Source organism: Paenibacillus sp. 481, from assembly GCF_021223605.1.
In the GTDB taxonomy this organism is placed as follows: Bacteria; Bacillota; Bacilli; order Paenibacillales; family Paenibacillaceae; genus Paenibacillus_B.
In genome coordinates this window covers 2418125-2439089 of the sequence record NZ_CP075175.1, presented here as the reverse complement: position 1 = coordinate 2439089, position 20965 = coordinate 2418125, and the positions used below count along the sequence as shown (strand labels likewise).

At 42.7% G+C, this 20965-nt stretch carries 18 protein-coding genes and 1 pseudogene; 5 read left to right on the top strand and 14 right to left on the bottom strand.

What is annotated here, in order from left to right; genetic code table 11:
* Positions 1-16: 16 nt before the first annotated feature.
* From KIK04_RS10625 to KIK04_RS10610, 4 genes are all read right to left on the bottom strand, one after another.
* On the bottom strand, positions 17-559 hold the full coding sequence (locus tag KIK04_RS10625) for a LytTR family DNA-binding domain-containing protein (RefSeq protein ID WP_232278203.1): 543 nt from the start codon (positions 557-559) through the stop codon (positions 17-19).
* Between the two features lie 23 nt (positions 560-582).
* The gene (locus KIK04_RS10620) at positions 583-1764 is read right to left on the bottom strand and encodes a serine hydrolase domain-containing protein (RefSeq protein ID WP_232278202.1); all 1182 of its coding nucleotides are present in this window, start codon (positions 1762-1764) and stop codon (positions 583-585) included.
* A 290-nt stretch (positions 1765-2054) separates the two neighbouring features.
* Positions 2055-3143: a phosphotransferase enzyme family protein gene (locus KIK04_RS10615; protein WP_232278201.1), complete on the bottom strand. Its 1089-nt coding sequence runs from the start codon at positions 3141-3143 to the stop codon at positions 2055-2057.
* A gap of 88 nt (positions 3144-3231) precedes the next feature.
* Positions 3232-4113 carry a helix-turn-helix domain-containing protein gene (locus KIK04_RS10610; protein ID WP_232278200.1) on the bottom strand — a complete coding sequence of 294 codons (882 nt, stop codon included), beginning with the start codon at positions 4111-4113 and terminating at the stop codon, positions 3232-3234.
* 353 nt (positions 4114-4466) lie between these two features.
* Here KIK04_RS10610 and KIK04_RS10605 point away from each other — a divergent pair, with 353 nt between their 5' ends.
* The gene (locus tag KIK04_RS10605) at positions 4467-6821 is read left to right on the top strand and encodes a M13-type metalloendopeptidase (protein WP_232278199.1); all 2355 of its coding nucleotides are present in this window, start codon (positions 4467-4469) and stop codon (positions 6819-6821) included.
* 227 nt (positions 6822-7048) lie between these two features.
* Here KIK04_RS10605 and KIK04_RS10600 read toward each other — a convergent pair whose 3' ends face one another.
* The 8 genes and pseudogenes from KIK04_RS10600 to KIK04_RS10570 all read right to left on the bottom strand — a co-directional run bounded on the left by KIK04_RS10600 (position 7049) and on the right by KIK04_RS10570 (position 13772).
* Entirely contained in the window at positions 7049-7681 is a 633-nt protein-coding gene (locus KIK04_RS10600) for a hypothetical protein (RefSeq protein WP_232278198.1), read from the bottom strand.
* Between the two features lie 36 nt (positions 7682-7717).
* Entirely contained in the window at positions 7718-8257 is a 540-nt protein-coding gene (locus KIK04_RS10595) for a CPBP family intramembrane glutamic endopeptidase (RefSeq protein WP_232278197.1), read from the bottom strand.
* Between the two features lie 214 nt (positions 8258-8471).
* Positions 8472-8636, bottom strand: a pseudogene (locus KIK04_RS24425) (MerR family transcriptional regulator); the annotation flags it as partial.
* A gap of 204 nt (positions 8637-8840) precedes the next feature.
* Positions 8841-10235 carry an FAD-binding oxidoreductase gene (locus tag KIK04_RS10590; RefSeq protein WP_232278196.1) on the bottom strand — a complete coding sequence of 465 codons (1395 nt, stop codon included), beginning with the start codon at positions 10233-10235 and terminating at the stop codon, positions 8841-8843.
* Positions 10236-10415: 180 nt separating this feature from the next.
* Complete coding sequence (locus tag KIK04_RS10585; RefSeq protein ID WP_232278195.1) at positions 10416-10934, bottom strand: hypothetical protein; 519 nt, start codon at positions 10932-10934, stop codon at positions 10416-10418.
* 70 nt (positions 10935-11004) lie between these two features.
* The gene (locus KIK04_RS10580; RefSeq protein WP_232278194.1) at positions 11005-12399 is read right to left on the bottom strand and encodes a sensor histidine kinase; all 1395 of its coding nucleotides are present in this window, start codon (positions 12397-12399) and stop codon (positions 11005-11007) included.
* On the bottom strand, positions 12393-13106 hold the full coding sequence (locus KIK04_RS10575; protein WP_232278193.1) for a response regulator transcription factor: 714 nt from the start codon (positions 13104-13106) through the stop codon (positions 12393-12395). The genes KIK04_RS10580 and KIK04_RS10575 overlap by 7 nt, the downstream gene beginning before the upstream one ends.
* Before the next feature lie 63 nt (positions 13107-13169).
* Positions 13170-13772 carry a TetR/AcrR family transcriptional regulator gene (locus KIK04_RS10570; protein WP_232278192.1) on the bottom strand — a complete coding sequence of 201 codons (603 nt, stop codon included), beginning with the start codon at positions 13770-13772 and terminating at the stop codon, positions 13170-13172.
* A gap of 163 nt (positions 13773-13935) precedes the next feature.
* Between KIK04_RS10570 and KIK04_RS10565 the strand changes: the two genes are divergently transcribed.
* Positions 13936-15045, top strand: coding sequence for an NAD(P)-dependent alcohol dehydrogenase (locus KIK04_RS10565; RefSeq protein WP_232278191.1), 1110 nt, complete (start codon positions 13936-13938; stop codon positions 15043-15045).
* 18 nt (positions 15046-15063) lie between these two features.
* The gene (locus tag KIK04_RS10560) at positions 15064-16512 is read left to right on the top strand and encodes an aldehyde dehydrogenase family protein (RefSeq protein ID WP_232278190.1); all 1449 of its coding nucleotides are present in this window, start codon (positions 15064-15066) and stop codon (positions 16510-16512) included.
* Between the two features lie 212 nt (positions 16513-16724).
* Here KIK04_RS10560 and KIK04_RS10555 read toward each other — a convergent pair whose 3' ends face one another.
* Entirely contained in the window at positions 16725-17639 is a 915-nt protein-coding gene (locus KIK04_RS10555) for a LysR family transcriptional regulator (protein WP_232278189.1), read from the bottom strand.
* A gap of 134 nt (positions 17640-17773) precedes the next feature.
* On the opposite strand from KIK04_RS10555, the gene KIK04_RS10550 reads away from it, so the two are divergent.
* Positions 17774-18784, top strand: coding sequence for an alpha/beta fold hydrolase (locus tag KIK04_RS10550; RefSeq protein ID WP_232278188.1), 1011 nt, complete (start codon positions 17774-17776; stop codon positions 18782-18784).
* A 90-nt stretch (positions 18785-18874) separates the two neighbouring features.
* Entirely contained in the window at positions 18875-20035 is a 1161-nt protein-coding gene (locus tag KIK04_RS10545) for an MFS transporter (protein WP_232278683.1), read from the top strand.
* A gap of 111 nt (positions 20036-20146) precedes the next feature.
* Here the strand turns inward: KIK04_RS10545 and KIK04_RS10540 are convergent, their stop codons facing one another.
* Positions 20147-20653, bottom strand: coding sequence for an SRPBCC family protein (locus tag KIK04_RS10540; RefSeq protein WP_232278187.1), 507 nt, complete (start codon positions 20651-20653; stop codon positions 20147-20149).
* Positions 20654-20965: the final 312 nt, after the last annotated feature.

The window sequence follows — 20965 nt, the reverse complement described above, 5'->3', positions numbered from 1 at the left end:
CTCCATTATTGCTCTCCTATATTTTGAGTGTGCTCCTAAGCTTTTTTGAGAACATTTTTGATACTTCAAGTTCAGCGTTATTATCCATTCTGAGTACATATCTAGAGTTAAACCAAGGGATAATTTCTTTTACGTGAAGCAAATTAACGAGTTGTGACTTATTGATTCGTATAAATCCTTTTGCTACCCATACGTTCTCATAATATTGCAAAGTTTCTTTGATACTATAACGATTAGACTTTGTATATGCCATAATTCCATCAGAGCCTGCTTCTACATATAGAACATCCCTTGGTTCAATAACTGCAAATTTATTTTCACTGAAGCCTGTCAGAGTATTCATAACATGTATGTGTTCCCGAACGCCGGAGACCAAAAGCTTAACCACATCCATATAGTCAATAGCATCGAATACAACAATAAGCTTACCACTGGGTATATCATATCCATTTTCAACTAGCACCAAATCGCTGTCTTGCATAATTTCAATTTGGTATTTGGATAATTCTTGTTTCAATTTTTCATAAACCTTATTTGAACACAATAATTGAACCATCATGTCTCCTCATGTAACAGAAGTATTTATCCAACTATCATCCTATCATAAATCATTCTTATTTTTACCAATTCCTCAATGCCTTTTTCCCTAAAATCAAGTGATCCAAAATTAACAATAAAAATAGTGTCCTTTTCTTTATCGACTAATATATAAGTTCCTGTAGCTCCAACAGCACCATAAACATCTGTCATTGAGCCCAACAGAAATGACAACTCGCTAAAGTCAAAATACATCATACCCATGCCGTAATAAATGCCCTTTTGATAGCGATGATTAAAGTCAGTCATCTGTTTATACACTTTCTCGGACAATAAATCCCCGTTCTCTAAAGCCCTCATGAACGCTAACAGATCATCCATAGTAGTAACAACACCGCCACCTGCCCAATCAATCGATAATGCATTTCTCTCACTGTAGTCAACGCCATTTATATAAAACCCAACAATATCAGCTGGTTTATCATGATAAAACATTAAATAACTATTATGTATGCCCAAGGGCTCAAAAATTTTTTCCTCTAAAATATTTGAATACGATTTTCCCTCAATCGCCTCCACAATAAGTCCAAGCAAAATATATCCCGTATCCGAATAATAAAATTGTTGTCCGGGCTGTCCAACAGAATTCTGGTTTTCTCTAGTAAACGCAATCAACTCTTCTGGCGTAAATGAAAGATCAGGATTAGAACATATCCTTTCCAATATAGGTTTCCCGGTGTTAACCGGACCTTCAAAATAATCTCCAACTCCTGATGTATGACTCAGCAAGTGTCTTACTGTTACCTGCGCGCTGTAATCGATGCCGTCTACCACAAATAATCCCTTCAGGATGTCAGCATCTAGCCAAGAATTGATGTTATCGTCATAGTTGATTTTACCCTCGTCAACTAACATCCCGTAGACAGCCGCACACATGGTTTTGCCGATGCTGGCTGCATGATATTGGCTATCCGTTTGAACGGGTTGCGCCGAAGATTGATTTTTAGTGCCTACTGCAAATTGTTCAAAGTAGCCTGTCTGGCCAGAGTAAATGGTTAATAACACGCTAGATAACGAATCATTTTTTTTCACTATTTTTGCTATGCGATTTTTAATTTTTTCATTAACTACTTCTTTAGATATCGGCCTATTCAAAAAGGCTAATACACCATATCCAATTGCAACTAAGAGGATTATGCCAACCAATATTATAATTCCTAATTTCATATGGACCACCTTTCGTATCATGTATTTTTCATACATAAATCTAATCGGTGGCTTTACATTTAGAAACCCTTTTGTTCTAAGTGGTCAAAATTCAACGTTAAGACGACTCTGGGGTGGCCTGACTATGTGCAAGGAAACCTAAGGCTTAAATCTAAGGCAACTGCGGTTATGTTTGCCTATAATCGCATGAAAAAAGCCCTTGCGAGGTCATACTCACAGGGGCTTTGCGTGCATCTTGGAAAACGCAATTTCCAACTAACAACTCCTCTTAAAAAGCCGCAGCACAAAGGCTAAATATTTCGTTCCTCATACTCAAACGGTTCTTCATAAGAGTAAATTTCATCGAAAAACCCCTTATACGGGATATCGTCTTCCAAACACTTTATGAGATACGACAGTCCCTCATCACACTCAGGCTCTTCACCATCATTTCGCATGACCTCGAAACTATCTATTATATTTTCCATGAGCGTTACTTGAATAAATAAAGGCAATTTATCCAACATCGAATCTTCAAGCGTGGTCTCCGATCGATATCCCGCGAGAACTGTTGAAAAATAATGATCCATAAACGCTTGGCGTTTAGCGGCATCTTGCTCAAATTGGATCCAGCCTACTCCGTGTGTCCAGAGATCTGCGAGGTCATACATATACCAACCGAAACATGAGTTATCGAAATCATATACAGTTATTTGTCCGTTATCAAAATCTATTGAATAATTCCCATCATTAAAATCAAAATGGATCATACCGAAAGACTCCTGATTCTGTTCCAATTCTGCTAAGGTATTAAGAAGTTCCGTTAACTTCTTCTTCAGCAGAGATAACGAGTCAGGTATTAGTGCATCGATATATTCAACATTGTATTTGTCAAAAAAATGATGCCTACGATGGACAGGATTATATCTTTTCGAGATTTGGTGCAATTTCCCGAGCTCTTTTCCGCAATTATAATAGTATTCGGTAATGGGTGCCCCTTCCCGGTACCGATAATGATTTTCTACTAGCATTTTTCCCTTAGCCTTTTTAAACAGGCATATAAAAAAGGTGTGATCGTTATGGGTAACCTCTTCGAGCAGATTTCCTTGTTTGGAGCTGACTACATCCGAGACGCTTCCCCCATGTTCAAATAAATACCTGATATACTCGACTTCTCCCAAAAAATCTTCTCGGCTCCTGTCAGGTAAGAAAGAGATTCTAAGTATTTTAGCGTCATCCCCCTCTTTCTCACACGTGTAGACGACATTTCGCCCTCCGTCATGCGCCGGAATCAGCCTAATTTCATAGCCTTTTAGTTCGAACAACTCTGATACTAATGGTAGTAAATGAGAATCACCAATTGAAATAACCTCGTTATAATTTATAACCATTTCCTCCATTTCGCCATTCCATTATTGTTGTTACTGCACAATTAGAACGTACCACAATAAGAGGTGCGCTCAATGAACTTTTTTGATCATTTTTAAGTTATAGCACTCTGATCGGTGCAAACCATTCCATTTCACAATATTGTCCATCATATGCATCCGTATCAATTTTTTCGAAAAATAATTCGCTATCCAAAAGCTCATATCTCCCTTTGTGCTCCTCTGCAAGCCTATTGATGGCACTATACAGCGCCTCTGCGCGTAGTTCGTCAATCTCCTCATAATGGTGGTTCCCAATATAACGAAGACCGACGCACAAGGAGGCAGGGACAGTGTCGCCTGTAAAGCCTTCAGGAATATGGTTTAGATTCTTAACGCGCATGGACGGCAGATAGTACGTCCAACTAAGCGATGGATCAGGTGATCTTGTTAGACCGTAATAGATATTGGGTTCTACTGGGTTAGGTACTTCATGCCGCTTGTTCCACCAGAACTGCTTGGCAGCTTCGGGTGCTTTTGTCACTGATTCAGCGATCTCAATTTGATACGTTTGCCCGATTAAATGAAAAGAGGGAATCATGACCATATCCGGTCCGTACAGCAAATTTCCGCAAATATTGTTCTCTGGAAACAGATGAAGAGGAGGTGTTACGTGAATGTTTCTACCAGAATGTCTGCATTCGCCAGGCGTAAGCCCGTATTCTCGTTTAAACGCTCGTATGTAAGCTTGCTCATGTTCATAACCGCATTCGATTGCAATGTCGAGGATCCTCTTATCGGTTAGCATTAAAGTCTCCAAGCTGACGGCCAGCTTGCGCGAGCGGATATAGCTTTGCAACGGCACACCGAATGCGAACTTAAAAATTCGGCGCAAATGAACGAGAGAAATAGGAAAATCAGCTACATATTCTGTTTCACTAGTACCGTGCACATTTTCTTCTATTCGTAGTAGGAGATCAGAGAGAAGCTTATATGGTTCCATAACTTATGCCACACTCCTAGGATGTTTTTGTTCCTTATCATAAGCATATTAGCAGTTACATGATTACATTTTAACAAGGTACGTGTATCACAGCGCAACAGCTCCCACGAATTAAAATACTCATAATTACACCTTCCACGCTGTACGTACGCCTCAGCATTCATTCTCCCGTTGAACCTTTCATATTTACACTTCTACCATAAAATCGACTATTATTTGTTCGAACCCCAAGTGGATTTACAGTATTTTCAAAACAGACTTCGTCAGCTATAATGTAATGTTAGGATATAAATGGAAGAAGGTCTATCCATTTATTTTTTTATACACAAAATACACCTTGAAGGAGCCCGACGATGAAAAAAAAGTTCTTATCCTTACTCATGGCCACAGTTATGATCCTATCAGCCGGTGTGCCCGTGTATGCAAATGATGCGCCGTCGCTAGCCACAAGAGGCCAAATCGTGAACACCTTGTCTACGGCTGCTGACGCTTATCCACCCGACGTAAAGAAAGAAGCCATTATTCAAGGCTATCAAGATGGGAAATTAAGAGAGCATGAGCCTGCTAAAAAGATCGAAGCTTTAGTCATGTTGAGCAGAGCATTCGGCGAGCTGCCGAAGCCTACCGGAAACGATCTTCGTGTCGGCACATTTGACGTTAAGTTCACCGATGTACCCGCTTGGGCACAGAAAGCTATCGGTAACCTTGCACAAGCAGGCCTGCTAACAGGCAAGCCTGACGGCACCTTAGGCGTCAACGATCCTATTACACTCACTGAGTTCCACACGCTGATCGCCAGAGTATGGACGTTGCAAGGCTCCCATTTAAACGATGATTTTTATACAACAATGAATAAAAAGTGGTTGGATCAATCGACGATTCCCCCCGGAGAAATGATGAACGGTAGTATTTTCGAGCTGCACAGGCTTAATACCGATAAAATTACGGCCATGATCGAGGGTCTGGCTGGGAAACCGTTCGCAGCAGGTACAAAAGAGCGTAAGCTCGCCGATTTTTATGCAGCGGCGCTGGATGCCGAACAACGGAACAAGCAAGGGATCGAGCCTATTCGAAAATATATAGCTGCAATTGACGGGGCAAAAACGCTCACGGAGCTTGTTCAAGCCGACCTCACGATCGAGAAAAACATCGGTCGGAGCACGCTGTTCCGCTTTGAGATTATGGGCGATTTCAAAAACAGCAATCAAAATGCTATTTATTTTACTGGATTAAAAATAGGTCTAGATAAAGACAGCTATGCAGCAGACGACGCAACAGCGAAGAACGCATACGTGGAGCAAGTCGCCAAGTATCTCGTGTTGACGGGCGAAAAAGAGTCCGCAGCCCAAGCTCGCGCTGAAAAAGTGTACGAGCTGGAAAAGAGTTTGGCAGCCGTGTCGCTTGAGCGCTACGAGCAGGGCGATGTCAACAAAATTTACAACCCGTATACGATTGCACAATTTGATGAGCTGTATAAAGAAGTCGATATGACGCAGGCCTTGAAGTCCATGGAGGTCGGCCATGCCGATAAAATCATCGTCATCGATACGAAGCTCGCGCAAAAAGGCGCGGAGCTCATGACCGAAGTTAATCTAGATGTACTGAAAGCTTATGCCAAGACACAGTTGCTTGCAGAGACGGGCCTGCTGTTGTCGGATGAGGTTAGAGATGTTGCGAACCACTTTTTCGCAGCCATATACGGTATTTCTGGCAAAAAAACAGATAAGGAACTTGCCATAAGCGCTACGAGATCGGCGATGAGTCCATACTTGGAGCAAATGTTCGCCGAGAAGCATTTTTCCGCGCAAGCCAAAAAAGACGTGGAGCAAATGGTACAGACAACAATAGCTGCGTATGAGAAAAGAATCCAAGCGCTTGCTTGGATGTCCGAAGCGACCAAAGCTAACGCCATCAAGAAGCTGAAAGCGATCCATGTTAAGGTCGGGTATCCGGATAAATGGGATACGACGCTTGACCGAGTGGCAATCAAGACATATAAAGAAGGCGGTTCGCTGTTCTTTAACTCCTATGCCGCTACCACCGCTTACATGGATGAGAAGAAAGCTAGTCTAGGCAAACCAGTCGACAAGAAGAAGTGGACAACTAGCGTCGACACTGTAAATGCTCTTTATAGCCAGCAAAATAACGACATCACAATCCCAGCCGGTATTCTTCAAGCGCCTTTCTATGATGTCAACGCCAAGCTGGAACAAAATCTTGGAGCAATCGGCACGTTGATCGGTCATGAGATTAGCCATGCGTTTGATAACAGTGGAGCAGCATATGACGAGCAGGGCAATGCGACTAACTGGTGGACGGAAGAAGATTTGAAGAAGTTCGAAGAGAAATGCAAGAAATTGATTATATTTTATGATGGAATCGAAATTATACCTGGTGTGGTGAGTAACGGTAAAAATACGCTAAGCGAAAATATAGCGGATTTGGGCGGTATGGCTGCGGCTCTTGAAGTGGTGTCCGAGTTGGATAATCCAGATTACAAAGCGTTTTTTGCAAGCTATGCCGCAACCGAGAAGACGACAGCAACCAAACCGTTTGCGGCGATGCTCAGCAAGGCAGCCTCTCATCCGGCCAGCAAGGTTCGGGTAAATCGCACGATTGTGAACTTCCCGCAATTTTATGAGGCGTATGGTATTAAGCCAGGTGACGGCATGTATGTGGCGCCAGAGGATCGAGTCTCGATCTGGTAAAAAGGAAGAGCGACTTGGCCTTGCAACTGAACCTGTAACGGTTACCACAGAGGCTATATCGGCAAATTTGCAAGGTTTCAATTTCTAACGGATGCCAGCGCGCTTATTTGATGATTGGGCACGGTATACAAGCCATTTTCAATCAAATAAGCGCTGCTATAACCGTTAGATTTCAAATGTGTGGCAACCATTAGCATCGAAAGTGCGATTCGTACTCACATAACGAATTAAATAACCTGATTTACGAGAAATTTGAATGTAGTACCTGTACCCTTGGAATAGTCACGCCATACCATTGTATATTCACCATCAAGGTACAAAGACTCCCCCAGAGACTGGATAGTACTCTTTGCTGTGTCTTCTTTCCACTTAAGCAGACCACTCACAGCCGCACCTTCATGAATCCGAAATGCCTTATCCTTCGTGTCTTTGGGCCTTTTCCATTCTTGCCAATACTCATTATCATTAGTTACAGCAATAGCATACCCTGACGTATTCGCCATATATTTCACTACACGCTCGAGACGCTCTATATCTCGAATGATTAGAAAACGATTATTAGCCGGTGCACCATGGCGTTCCAACTCATACCTTTCACCTAGATGAACGAGTTCTGTCTTCTTTGTTTTATATTTAAGTTCAATCGCAACATTTCGCCCATTAGGAAAATGAATCCAAATATCAATATATTTCTTACTTTCAAACACATGAGGATTATACTCTAGTCTAACCGCTGCATCTGGGTATAATAATCGAATTTTCCATGCTAATGCGAATTGAAAATCTGCTTCTGAATGAAGAACTGGACGATCTTGTGCTAATTTATCAAGTACACGATAAATATCAAAATTGGAATCCACGCTTTTCCTCCCTTATCAACGACGAAATATACCCTCCTACTTATACAAACACTTCTTATCATTTACTAGAACCAAGCCTACCGCCACTATCAAATACAATACAGACCTAACTAATAAAATAGGTAGCCGATCCCCCAGCTGAATCGCCAGCAAATAATTGAACAGCTGATGAATCAAAATAGGAATAACGAGATTATGATTCAAATTATAAAATACCGTTATCATAATAGATACAACGATAATGGAGACCATGAAACATACGATATACAGCAACAAATCCATGCCCATATAACCAGACATCAGCCATAACGATGCGTGCCAGCATTCCCAAGTTACACCAACGATCAATGCCGCTTTTATCGGACTGAACCTTTTTTGTAATTCATTTAAGACAAATCCACTCCACCCCAGCTCTTCGCCAAGCGGTCCCAAAATTAGATTGTATCCGAACAAAATAAGTAGTGTCGTCCAAGAAGCAGCTATTTGTTCGAACACGGGCACATGCCATACGACCTGTACGACGAACAGAGTTCCTATCAAAATAAACATTTGCAGCAGGATACTCGCGAAAAGCATTAAAATCAGAAATTTCCCCCATCACTTCATAAGTTGGAAAGGGCCTGATGGAATATTGATGTACATGCTTGTGTATTTCCGCACAAAACTGCTTAGTTTCGTTAATTTTGCAAAGCATATGCTGCTGCAACCGGATCGTATTTTCTAATTGCATCGCTTTATGCGCTAATAACGCTTCCAGATCCTCAATTTCGCTACCTGCCTGTAATTTATGAACTTCCTTAATTGATAAATTTCTCTTTTTATAAAAATCTGCCACCATCAAGGTGTAAATATCATAATAATCGTACTGCCGATAATGATTGACTTCATTATGTCTAGGATTCACAATCCCTTGTTCCTCATAATATCTCAGAGCATCTCTTGATACGCCAAGAATGTCTAATAATTAACTTGTTCTATATGTATGGTTTGCCTCCATTTCAAGTGAGCCTCCTGATGCAATCTACTTATCTTCCTTCTAATCTGAAAATAGAGCCGTGTGTCCAAGAAGAGAAGGGGAGCGTTTCAGCATTTCAGCGTCCCCCCCCTTCCTCACTAAGAACAGTACGACCCGACACAGCTTCTAACGAGCTAACTCAGCTCACTTTGAAGCGAAACGTTTACTCACCCGCTTCCCTACGGGAATGCTCTGAGCAAATCGAAACACATTGTGCGGATCATACTTTCGTTTCACCTGCTTCAATCTAGCAAAATTCACACCATAATACGCCTTCGGCCAATTCTTGATCTGCAAATCGGGAAAATTCACATAATCCCCAATGACAAAAGGGCGCAGCGCCCTGCGGAACCTTTTCACCCATCGGATATTCCGCTGCTGCTCACAATCGTCCCTCCAACGCGCCGACAGCTCATATATCGTCTCTGCCTTCCGATGCGGATAAGCCGTTGCGGTCGGGGATACCCGACTTACCGCGCTGCCTGCGCCTCCCAAGCTTTGAGACCATACGCTAGCGTGCTTGTTAGGCGCTCGAGAGAGGAAATTGCGTATGATCCGCACTCCTTCGCGAGGCAGCGGCTTATATCCGTAAGCGCCCGTAATTTTAAACTTCGGCTCCAAATTCAAATCCGCTTCGGCAAAAAACTTGGTTGCTTCGATAAAAGGTACTGTCCGCACCATGACCTTCACCGGACTTCCTGCTTGCAGCAAAGGTCTAATTAATCGCCGCAGCTCTGTTGCACTACCCAGCAACTGCCCAGTAGACACAATAGTTCCTACCTGCTTGGCAGCCACTTCTATCGTCGAAGTCAAGCGATTAGTAACCGAAGGTGACCAGCGCTGCCAAGCTGGGAGCACCTTCTCCAAATCGCGGAACTTCCACGTAATACTGTAGATGGCGACCTTAGAAATAGGCCGCACCCTAAACGTATACTTAGTAGCAATGCCAAAGTTCCCACCGCCTCCGCCCTGCGATGCCCAGAGTAGGTCGGAATGCTTCTTTTTGTTGGCTACGATCGTCTTCGCCCCATGCCGTCCTGAAGCTACGACCATCTTCACTTCTTTCAAATTATCGCAGGTTAGTCCAAATTTGCGCGAGAACAAGCCAATTCCGCCGCCTAGGGTAAGTCCGGCGACGCCCACGTCAGGCGCGGTCCCAGCAGGAAGCGCCACGCGCTTGTTCCACAGCTTCCTGTATACGCGGGCCAGCGGATTTCCCGTCTGTACATGAGCCACCAGCTTTTTACGATTCACCGTAACCTTATTCATTTCACTCACATCGATAATAATTCCGCCATTTATAGTTGAAAAGCCTTCATAGCTATGTCTACCGCTGCGTGCACGCAGCCGCACGCCCCGCTCGCGGGCCCATTTGACCGCGTTAATCACATCCTGCGTACGTCCGCAAAACACAATTACCCGCGGAAACTTGGAGAAGCGCCTGTTGAATTCCAGCCTAGCCGTATTGTATGTCGGATTGCCAGGCAACACGATCCTGCCGGTTAATTTTGTACCTGTCTTCTCCCGGTTCTGTGCCATCGAATGTTCACCGTCCTCGTTCATGAAATACGCTCTACTTATCTGCTTATTCCTATGTCGGGACAGCTGACCTTGGTAACGGCACCTGCCCTGTAGGGGATGGATACAAAAATAAATGATCTAACCGAGGTTACATGGTAAGAAAAAGGAGTCCGGATTCGTCCCGGACTCCTGTTCATTTTAGATGTTCGTTGCGTTCAACGCCGTTTGCAAACTTTGATTTAGAACTAAAATTTGCTGCTTCGCTTGAATGATTTGCTCCTTCAGCGATATGATTTGCTCTAGGTTTGTCACTCCCGCCGCTGTAGTGCCGGCTTGTTTAGCCGCTTTTACTTGAACCCAAAGTGCTTGCTTCTGTGTACGAAGAGATTGGATTGAATCACGCTGAGATTGAATTTGTTGCCCCAAACCTTTAAGCGTCTCCTTCAGCACCGCTGCCTCTTCCTTAGAGAGCGCTTTTCGTGCAGACTTATTAGCTGCATGCAGCGCCTTCACCTGGCTGGATAAAGCTTTTTGCTCAGTCCTCAAGGACTCCAATTCACTTTTGAGCGATGCCGTCTGCGCTTTCCATTCGGAATGCTTTTCCTGTTTATTAGATGGGGGGCTCATCACATCCGTACTTGCTGCAAATGCCGATTGTGCAGCACCAACCGAGAGAGCCAACCCTAATACCGTAACTACCATCTTCTTTTTGAACATGTCATTTTCCCTCCTGCATACGAATTGTTCTTACCGCTCAATTGTATTAGGAAAATGTATCAAAAGTTTGTCATGTGCGGACAAGAGGAAGTTCTACATGAATTTCCGTACCTTTTCCGAGTTCCGACACCACCAGAATCGTTCCACCGTGTGCATGTACAATAAACCGAGAAATCGTAAGTCCGAGCCCGGAGCCTCTGAAGGAACGACTGGATTCTGCTTTGTACAGTCTTTCGAACAGATGCGGTAGGTGTTCCGGTGCAATGCCCCTTCCGTTGTCTTGAACAATTACTTTCACCTTTTGTTGGTTACCATAAAGACGGACAATGACCGAAGTTCCCTCTGGGTTATGATCAAGCGCATTCCCAATTAGATTAATTAAGAGCTGCCTAATACGTACAGGGTCTGCTTCCAATGAAATATGCTTTTCCTTCTCCATATCCACTTGGAGTTTCATTCCGGCCTTGTGCTTGAATTGTAGCACCGTCTGATCGACGAGTTCGGTTAAGTCCACAGTCTTGAACTCGAACTTGATCTGGTGCTCCTCGAAGGCTGACAGTTCATGAATATTATTAATCAACTGTCCAAGACGCAGCGTCTCTTCCAAAGATAGAGCAATAAATTCCTGCTGCTCCTTGGTAGTAAGAATCCCATCTGAAAGTGCCTGAAGAGTACCCCGAATACTAGTTAGCGGAGTCCTTAGTTCATGTGCCACCTCCATAATTAGCCGTCCTCTTTGTTCCTCTATACGCTCAATTCGCTCTGCCATGAGATTGAACGAGGAACCAAGTCGCGCGATCTCGTCGTTACCTTTAATCTCGACACGGCTTGTAAAGTCACCGTTGGCAATTGATGATGCAGCTTTGTCCATCTTCCTAATCGGTCTAACGAATTTACGCGCAGCAAACCATAGAAGAAGAATCAATGGTCCTGCGCCCGCAAGTGAAACCAGCCATACACTTTTGCGTATGGGTGCCGCTAATTGTTTAACATCCTCTATGGGCAAGTATACGAATGCGGAGGCGGCCACTTGTTTATTTTTCATTAATGGAAATCCGATAATGAGCGTCTTCGAGTCATCTTGCTTTCGGAACTTCGCTATCTCCTCAATTCGATGCCCTTCGCTAACAGCGTTTACCCAGCTCTCAATATCAGGACGAACTCCTATTTCATACAGGTCCTTTTTGGAGTACTTTACTTTTTTTCCGAAAATACTAATCTTAATATGGTGTTCTTGTTCAACCCTTTTCAATTCCTGTCGAAATTCGACATATGTAAGTTTCCCCTGAGAGAACTGTTTATAAGCTCTTTCCACGGTTATAGATCGATCGTTTAATTGATTTAACCCTTGCCGGTAGAATTGCTGCTGCACCAGCCAACTAATCGTAATGGTAAGGATAAGAAGAATGGCTACAGTGATAGCAATCGAAGCAACAAGCCATTTTCGAAAAATAGAGTTTAACATGAAGAGGCCACCTCGAACTTATACCCTACTCCCCATACTGTAGTTAGTTTCCAGCCGTCTCCCGTTCCTAATTTGCGCCGAATACGCTGGATATATAAATCTACTACCCGATCCTCACCATCAAAATCCCAACCCCAGATCTGAGAAATTAATTCTTCTCGGGAAAACACTTTACCTGGTCGCTTGATCAAAAATGCAAGCAAATCAAACTCACGTCGGGTAAGGCTCACAGGATCTGAATGTATCGACACCGCAAAGGAATCCATCTGCAAAGATAGATTCCCCATTTTCAGTTCATTGTCCTGAATGGAGGCAACGTCCGTTCGATTTAGCTCTGTCCTTCTTAGCACGGAATCAATCCGTGCAAGCAGTTCATTGGGATCGAAAGGTTTGACAAGATAATCATCCGCTCCCATGCGAAGACCTTCAATCCTCTCATGAACTTCACCGCGTGCGGTTAACATAATAATTGGCGTTAGAATACGATCCGATCTTAGTTGCCTGCACACCATCCAACCATCCACTTTGGGCAGCATCAGATCGAGTACAATCATCTCGAAACTTCCAGCCTTAATTTTCTCCAATGCGGATTGACCATCGTAAGCTTCATCAACTTCATATCCGTTTTTAGTTAAATACAATTTTGTAATTTTAACGATGGAAGGATCATCGTCCACAATTAATATCCGTTTTTGAATAAGAACCATCCCCTTCCCTGTTATTCATTCCATGTACTATCTTAATCATTGCATTGTTCAGCATAAACGGTTCTATCGGAGATCACTGCTAATTTGCGTCATAATTGGCGAATGATAATGCAGCAAATTAATAATGCGTCGCGCCATCTCAGAAGGCGTGGCATCATAGCCATTACGAATCCACTCTAAAATAAATCCATAAATACCGTATGATCGATAGTGGATAAAGTACTGTGCATTCATTTCAGAGGCTTGATCGCCTACAAAGGACATCCGATGCTGGAAAATTTCTTGAATTTCCCGCAGCAATATTTGATTTATATCAGGTACTAGGTCATCGCAGACAAGTAAATCATAATAGCTCCGATTCTCTTTAATATAATGAAAGACATCCGTTCCTGACGGGCTCATTTGGCGCAAGTCAAGCACCGGATTGTCGCGCAATGGTTTACAAAATTGATGAACAAAACTTTTCATTTCAAGTTCAATAATGTCCTTCGCAAGCTCTTCTTTCCCAAGAAAATGGACATAAAATGTAGTCCGATTATAATTGGCTGCCTCAACAATATCTTTTACACGGACGCGTGAATAGCCTCGTTCTAGAACAAGTTCTTTAAACGTCTTTCGTAATATATCCTTTGTTCGCTCTACACGACGATCCTCTTTTCTTTCCATTTCTCCACCCTCTAAAAGACATTCTGCAAAAAGTGTTGAAAACCCATACAAAAAACAATTTTTAATGATTGAAGCAATAAGTCAAAGATAATATAACATAATTGACCCACAAATTTTATTTTTACAGCAGGATCTGCATCATACAATTTAAGGGGCGATCATCATGAAAATACAAGCTATGGTAACAAATAGCGAAAACCATTTTAACAAACAAACTCTTGTATTGGATGAACCAAAAGCAGATGAAGTTCTTGTTAAAATCATTGCAACAGGAATCTGTCATACGGATGCAACCGTGTTAGATCATACATTACCTGTACCTTACCCTGCCGTTTTAGGCCATGAAGGCTCAGGTATAGTCCAACAAGTAGGCAGTAACATCACTACAGTCAAACCAGGCGACCATGTCGTTCTAGGGTTTTCCTATTGTGGTCACTGTGACAACTGTTTAGAAGGTAATGCTGGCGGCTGCGAAAGTATGATTCCGTTAAACTTCGCAGGTAAAAATAATCACGGTGCAACACCACTTCATACAGAAGACGGCCAAGATGTTTCACAATTTTTTGGACAATCTTCATTTGCAACGTATGCAACAGTAGGCGAGAACAATATTGTAAAAGTAGATAAAGACGTAGATTTACGCTACCTAGGCCCATTTGGCTGCGGGGTTATGACGGGTAGTGGTACGGTATTTAACTCACTTGCTCCAGAACCAGGTTCAAGCTTCGTTGTATTCGGAACAGGCGCAGTTGGTCTGAGTGGGATGATGGCTGCTAAAATTGCAGGTTGTCACCCCATTATCGCGGTAGATATCCATGATAGCCGCCTTGAATTAGCGAGAGAATTAGGAGCTACACATACAATTAATAGTAAGCATGAAGATGTACTAACGAAAATTAAAGAAATTATCGGTAAAGGCGCCGATTATTCACTAGAAACAACGGGGATACCGGAAGTCACACTATCTGCTCTACGCTGCTTACGGGTTAAGGGTGTAGCTGCAACGGTAGCCGTTGGTAAGCGTGATTTAACATTTAACGTATTTAACGATATAGTAGCAAACGCATTAACATTAAAAGGTGTGATTGAAGGCGATGCCGTTCCTCAATTAATCATTCCAAAGCTTGTACGATTCTTTAAAAATGGCCAATTCCCGGTTGATAAAATGGTTAAATTTTATGAATTCGAGCAAATTAATCAAGCATTTGAGGATTCAAAAAGTGGTTCTGCGATTAAACCTATTTTAATTTTAGATCAAACATACCAAGCATAATGCAAGGGGGACTGAACGATGAACTTTGAGCAATTAACGCGAAGCTATATTAATGGTGAGTGGGTAAGCGGAAAAGGTTCAAGCTATACATTAACAAATCCGTATAATGATGCTGATCTCGCAACGTTTCCAATCGCTACGAAAGCGCAGCTTGAAGAGGCATATGAAGCAGCGAATGCTTCATACAACACGTGGGCGGCAAATACGGAGCTTCGTACAGAAGTATTGATGAAAGCGCTTCAATATTTTAAAGATCATGAAGAAGAAATTATTAACGTATTAGCTGTAGAGGCTGGCTCGACTTATATTAAAGCAAAAGTAGAGCTTGAGTTAACGATTGCTTGTTTAGCAGAGGCGTTAACTTATGTTGACTCTTTAGGTGGTCGTGAAGTGCCCATGACGATGCCTGGCAAAATAAATAAGGTGTATCGTAAGCCGCTCGGTGTTATTTCTTCGATTTCGCCATTTAACTTCCCGTTATTTTTATCGATGCGTACGATTGTCCCTGCATTGGCATTAGGAAATGCAGTTGTGCACAAAGGTGATATTCAAACTGCATTAACGGGTGGTACCATTATGGCAAAAGCCTTTGAAGAAGCAGGCATTCCAGCTGGCGTTTTCAATGTCATTTTAACAGAAATTCCGGAAATCGGTGATACGATGATCGTACATCCTTATTCCAAATTTATTAGTTTTACAGGCTCTACGCCCGTTGGCCGTCATATTGGCCAAGTAGCTGGTGGTCTGTTAAAACCTGTGGCCTTGGAGCTTGGTGGCAACGCGCCATTTGTCGTACTCAAAGATGCAAATATTGATGCGGCCATTAATGCTGCAATCTTCGGTAAATACCTTCACCAAGGTCAAATTTGTATGATGATTAACCGTATTGTGCTTCATCAAGATATTTATGATGAGTTCGCTGGTAAGTTTGTTGAACGTGCCAAACAATTACCAATTGGCGATCCACTAGACCCGTCTGTCGTAATCGGCCCGATGATTAACACACGCCAAATTGAAAAAGCACAAGGATTCATCGCTGATGCGAAAGCTAATGATATAGAAGTATTGCTTGATGGTACACGTGAAGGCAATATTTTAACACCTACAATATTCGGCAATATTTCACCTGATAGTCAATTAGCTCAAACCGAATTCTTTTCACCGATTGTCGTAATCATTAAAGCCGCATCGGATGAAGAGGCGATTGAAATCGCCAACCATACCGAGTATGGTTTGAGTTCTTCCATCTTTACATCGGATTTAGCAAAAGGCGAGCAACTAGCAGCTGATTTGGAGTTTGGTATGACTCACGTAAATGACCAAACCGTCAATGCGATTGAAAACACACCTTTTGGTGGTGTAAAAGGCTCGGGTATGGGCCGTTTCGGTAACCCTTGGGTGATCGATGAATTCACGGAAACGAAATGGGTTTCTATTCAAGTAGAAGAACGACAATTCCCATTTTAAGCTATGTGAATCGAATATCCCTTGGGTAACATAGAGGGCTTAAATATTTTCGAGACAATTCATTACTCGCCATCTCCCTCACAAGAAAATGGCAAGTTCCCATCTCAATATTTCGCCTTATTTGTGATACAGTTCAGCGTATCATAAGTAAGGCGATAATAGGGTATCCCCATTTAGCCATTTAGACACGCCTAATACCTATAAAATGTAATTCAGTGGTCTTCATTTTCTAAGATACTATTTTTCAAAAATGTATCTCGGGTCAAGTTCAAAAAGGCCTCAATCGCAGGCGAGATCCACTTGTCTTCATGCCAAAACATTTGAGTTGCAAACGTTGTAGTGGTCAAATCCCACGGCAGCGGAACCAATTCTCCCCGACTCACTTCTGCTGCCACAGCCATTTCAGGCAGTATGGCGATACCCATCCCTATCTTCGCACATTGTTTAATAGCTTCAGCGCTGTGAAATTCCAATTCATTAACTCCGCCCATTCCCTTCTGTGAAAGGCTCCGCTCAAAAAACGTGCGATAGGAGCATCCCTTCTCCGTCAACAAAAAGGTCTCGCCATGAAAATCTTCAATAGCTAACGCAGGTTGTGCAGCCAAAGGATGTTCGGGTGATACTAATAAATAAAAGGGCTCATCCAACATTTTTTCTCCGCAAAAACCTGTCTCGCCCTTGTCCTCATCGAGCATAAAAATAATGTCCGCATCCCCTTCACGCAAGCTATGTTTGAGATTCGGATTAGCTAGCGGTCGGAAAATCAGCCGAACCCCAGGATAGCGCAAGCCAAAACTGCGCAATACGGCCGGTAGCCGGTATGTACATAACGTTTCATCGGCACTTATGACTACCGTGCCCGTCACCTCTCCCGATTGCTTGACGGCATGCTCTGCTTCTTCGAGCAACGACAATATATTTTCTACATAGCTAAGAAAGCCTCTTCCCGCATCCGTAAGAGCCACTTTTTTATCCAATCTGTCTACTAACTTCACACCCAGTTCTTCCTCCAATGCCTTCATCTGCATCGTAACCGTGGAGGGAACATAATTTTGCACTTCTGCAGCGCGTGTAAAATTGAGCGTCGAAGCAAGTATATAAAAGGTTTTCAGTTGACGTAATTCCATGGTACATCCTACCCCTTGATTCAAAATTATTGAACGTTCTATTCACAAACGTTTCTTTGACTTAACAATAACATCATCGTAGAGTGATGAAAAGAAAGCACGCCATCTTTTAGTTATGTAAAGGAGATATTCACATGAGAGATTATGAACTATATGAACTGGGCGATGTTTTGCTACAATCCGGTGAGACTCTCCCCCATGCCATTCTTGCTTATAAAACTTATGGGACGCTAAATGCAGCTAAAAATAATGTGATTGTATATCCCACATGGTTCGCAGGCCAGCATACCGATAATGAATGGTTAATTGGACCTGGCAAGGCGCTGGACCCCGAAAAGTATTTTATCATCGTCCCGAATATGTTCGGCAATGGACTATCCTCCTCGCCAAGTAATACTCCCCCGCCTTATCACCAAGCTAATTTTCCGCAGGTTTCGATTTATGATAATGTGCGGTTACAGCATCAACTGGTTACTCAAAAGTTTGGTATTACGAAAATAGCCCTAGTAGTAGGCTGGTCACTCGGAGCAGTGCAAACCTTCCAGTGGGGAGCAAGCTATCCTAATATGGTGGAACGAATCGCTCCATTCGGTGGAGCTGCCCAGACTCGGCCACATGCACAGGTTGTATTTAAAAGCATGATCGCTGCCCTTCAGGCTGATTCCGCTTGGAAGAATGGCTTCTACACGCAGCAACCCACAGCTGGGTTAGCAGCCATGGGTCGAGTATATGCACCTTGGGGCTTCTCTCAAGCCTATTATCTCGAGCAGCTCTATCAGCAAGAGGGCTACCCTACTTTGGGGGAGTATCTCGTGGATTACTGGGATCAAGTATTTTTGACCTTTGACGCCAATGACCTGATCGCCATGTTACGTACCGGAATCACCGGTAACATTAGCGCTAATTCGACGTATAATGACGATTTTGAACTTGCATTAAGTAAGATTACAGCACAGGCGCTAGTTATGCCGGGAAGTACGGACCTATTCTTCCCGCCCCAGGATAACAAATATGAGGCGGAGCATATGCCAAATGCGTTCTTTCTTCCTATTGAGTCAAAGTGGGGGCATTGCGCAGGCATTGGTCAGCATGAATCAGACTCGGAATTTATAGATCAAAACCTAAAAACATTGTTACTTCAATGAACACTCCGCTCACTGGACTGAAGAGTAGAAGAAATTTCAGAGCTCTTTCAATCACTCTACTAATTATTATCAAAGGAGGAGGAATTGGAATTGAAGAATAACCTGATCATTTATGTCCTAGCTATTATTGTCTTTCTAATCGGAACCATTGAGTACATTATTACAGGAGTCATTGAAATGATCGCCATGGATTTGGGAGTAACTACTTCCGAAGCTGGGCTATTGGTGACTGTATTTGCTCTCGCAGCGGCCATTATTGCTCCAATCCTAATTGCATTAACGATAAATGTAGATCGCAAGAAGCTGTTGATAGCTACCCTCAGTGTATTTATTGCCAGCAACGGGCTTATGTTTATAAACCTTTCTTATGAAGCATTACTATGGGTGCGAATTATTCAAGGGGCTAGCGGAGGAATCGCTACCGTAGTATCCATGGCGGTAGCGACACGACTCGTTGAAAAAGAAAGACGGGGCAATGCCATCGGTATTATTTTGATGGGGCTCAGTAGTTCGCTAGTTCTGGGTGTGCCAATGGGTACATTTTTTAGCGAGATGTTTGGATGGAAAGTTTTGTTTATGGGGATAGGTATTATAAGTGTTATTCCACTGTTTATTATCTATAAAAAGGTTCCCGTAATCAAAGAAGAAGAAGCGGTTAGCCTCAAGATGCAGCTCTCTATTTTAAAAAATTCAAACATTGTAACCGCTTTGGCTATTACTTTATTTTATATCGGTGGTTACTCTACGCTCTTCACTTATATTACGCCTTTCTTGCAAGCCACATCCTCTCTCTCCATAACCGAAATTAGCGGTGTGTTGTTTCTAGCGGGAATTTGCAGTTTCGTTGGATCTAGAGTAGGTGGACAATTAGCAGATGCAAAAGGATCGAAATTCACCATTTATTTCGGACTGCTGTTCCAAGGAGCAACACTTCTTTTATTCACGCTAGCTGGTGCCAATCTATTTGTATTGATCTTGGTTTTAATGATCTTCATGTTAGCAATTTGGATGATTTCTCCTGCTCAGCAGCTATTTCTGGTTACTCTAGTACCTCGAAATCCGGATATTGCCCTAAGCGTAAATACTTCATTTATTCAATTTGGTTTTGCGCTGGGATCTGGATTAGGTGGGCTTGTCATCAGCCGTACCTCTGTCCTGACTTTGAATTGGGTAGGTTTGGCTGCTGTAAGCATTGCTTTATTTCTTGCTGTCTTGCTATTCAAAAAGAGCAACGAGGCTGCGAGCTCGTAACAGAGAGGATGGCAAGTTGCTGCACTATCGAAGTGGATCATTACGCGAAGATTGTAGAATACTCCGTTATTTAGGGACTTTTGCTTTCCACAAGCAAGAGTCCCCTCTAGGTCAATTCATTCTCGATAAATATTGTTCAAGCTGATCAAAGGTTCCTCCGAAGCCCTGCTTCATGGATTCGAACATCCCTTCAAAGAAGCTTCGCTCTTCTTCCGTAGCATTGATCGAGCGGCTGCAAAGGGTTAGTTGGGTAGTACCATCATTATCGCTCAATACTACCTCATTGCGAATTTCGAGCGGAATCAAATCACTAAACGGAGACCTGACAATGTTTCCTGCCTCATCCGAAAAGCAATTGTTCCATACAATTTTCTCAGGAGCCTTGATCTCCTGGTACACAAATTTACCCCACATTTGACTGCCATCAGGAGCTTGCATGCTGTAGTGAAAAGATCCCCCCGCACGAAAATCCAGATGCTTTACACTTATTTCAAACCCTTTCGGTCCCCACCAGTGCTTTAAGTGCTCTGTTTCGGACCATGCTTGGAACACAATTTCGCGTGGTGCATGAATCTCACATGTTATAACTAACTCTTTGCTACCCGAGTCGGGCGTCATATCGATTCCTCCATAAATCAGTATTAACTTTCTATTTAAGTATATTTAAAACGTACTGGCACTAGATGCCGTGCCCAATCACGATTACCGACACTACAAATATTATCTAACAAAGTTACTACCTTTAAACATATCGCCTAGCTAGCTATTTCAATCTAAACATGTGTTGAGGGAGATTTTTAAAATAATAAGTGAACCACTGACCCTCGTAAGCGCTATCAGGAAATCCATGCAGTAAAAAGACACTGAGATTGTATTCCTCAGTGTCTTTTTACTGAACCTTTTTCTTGTTATGATTTCAATCAGAGGATT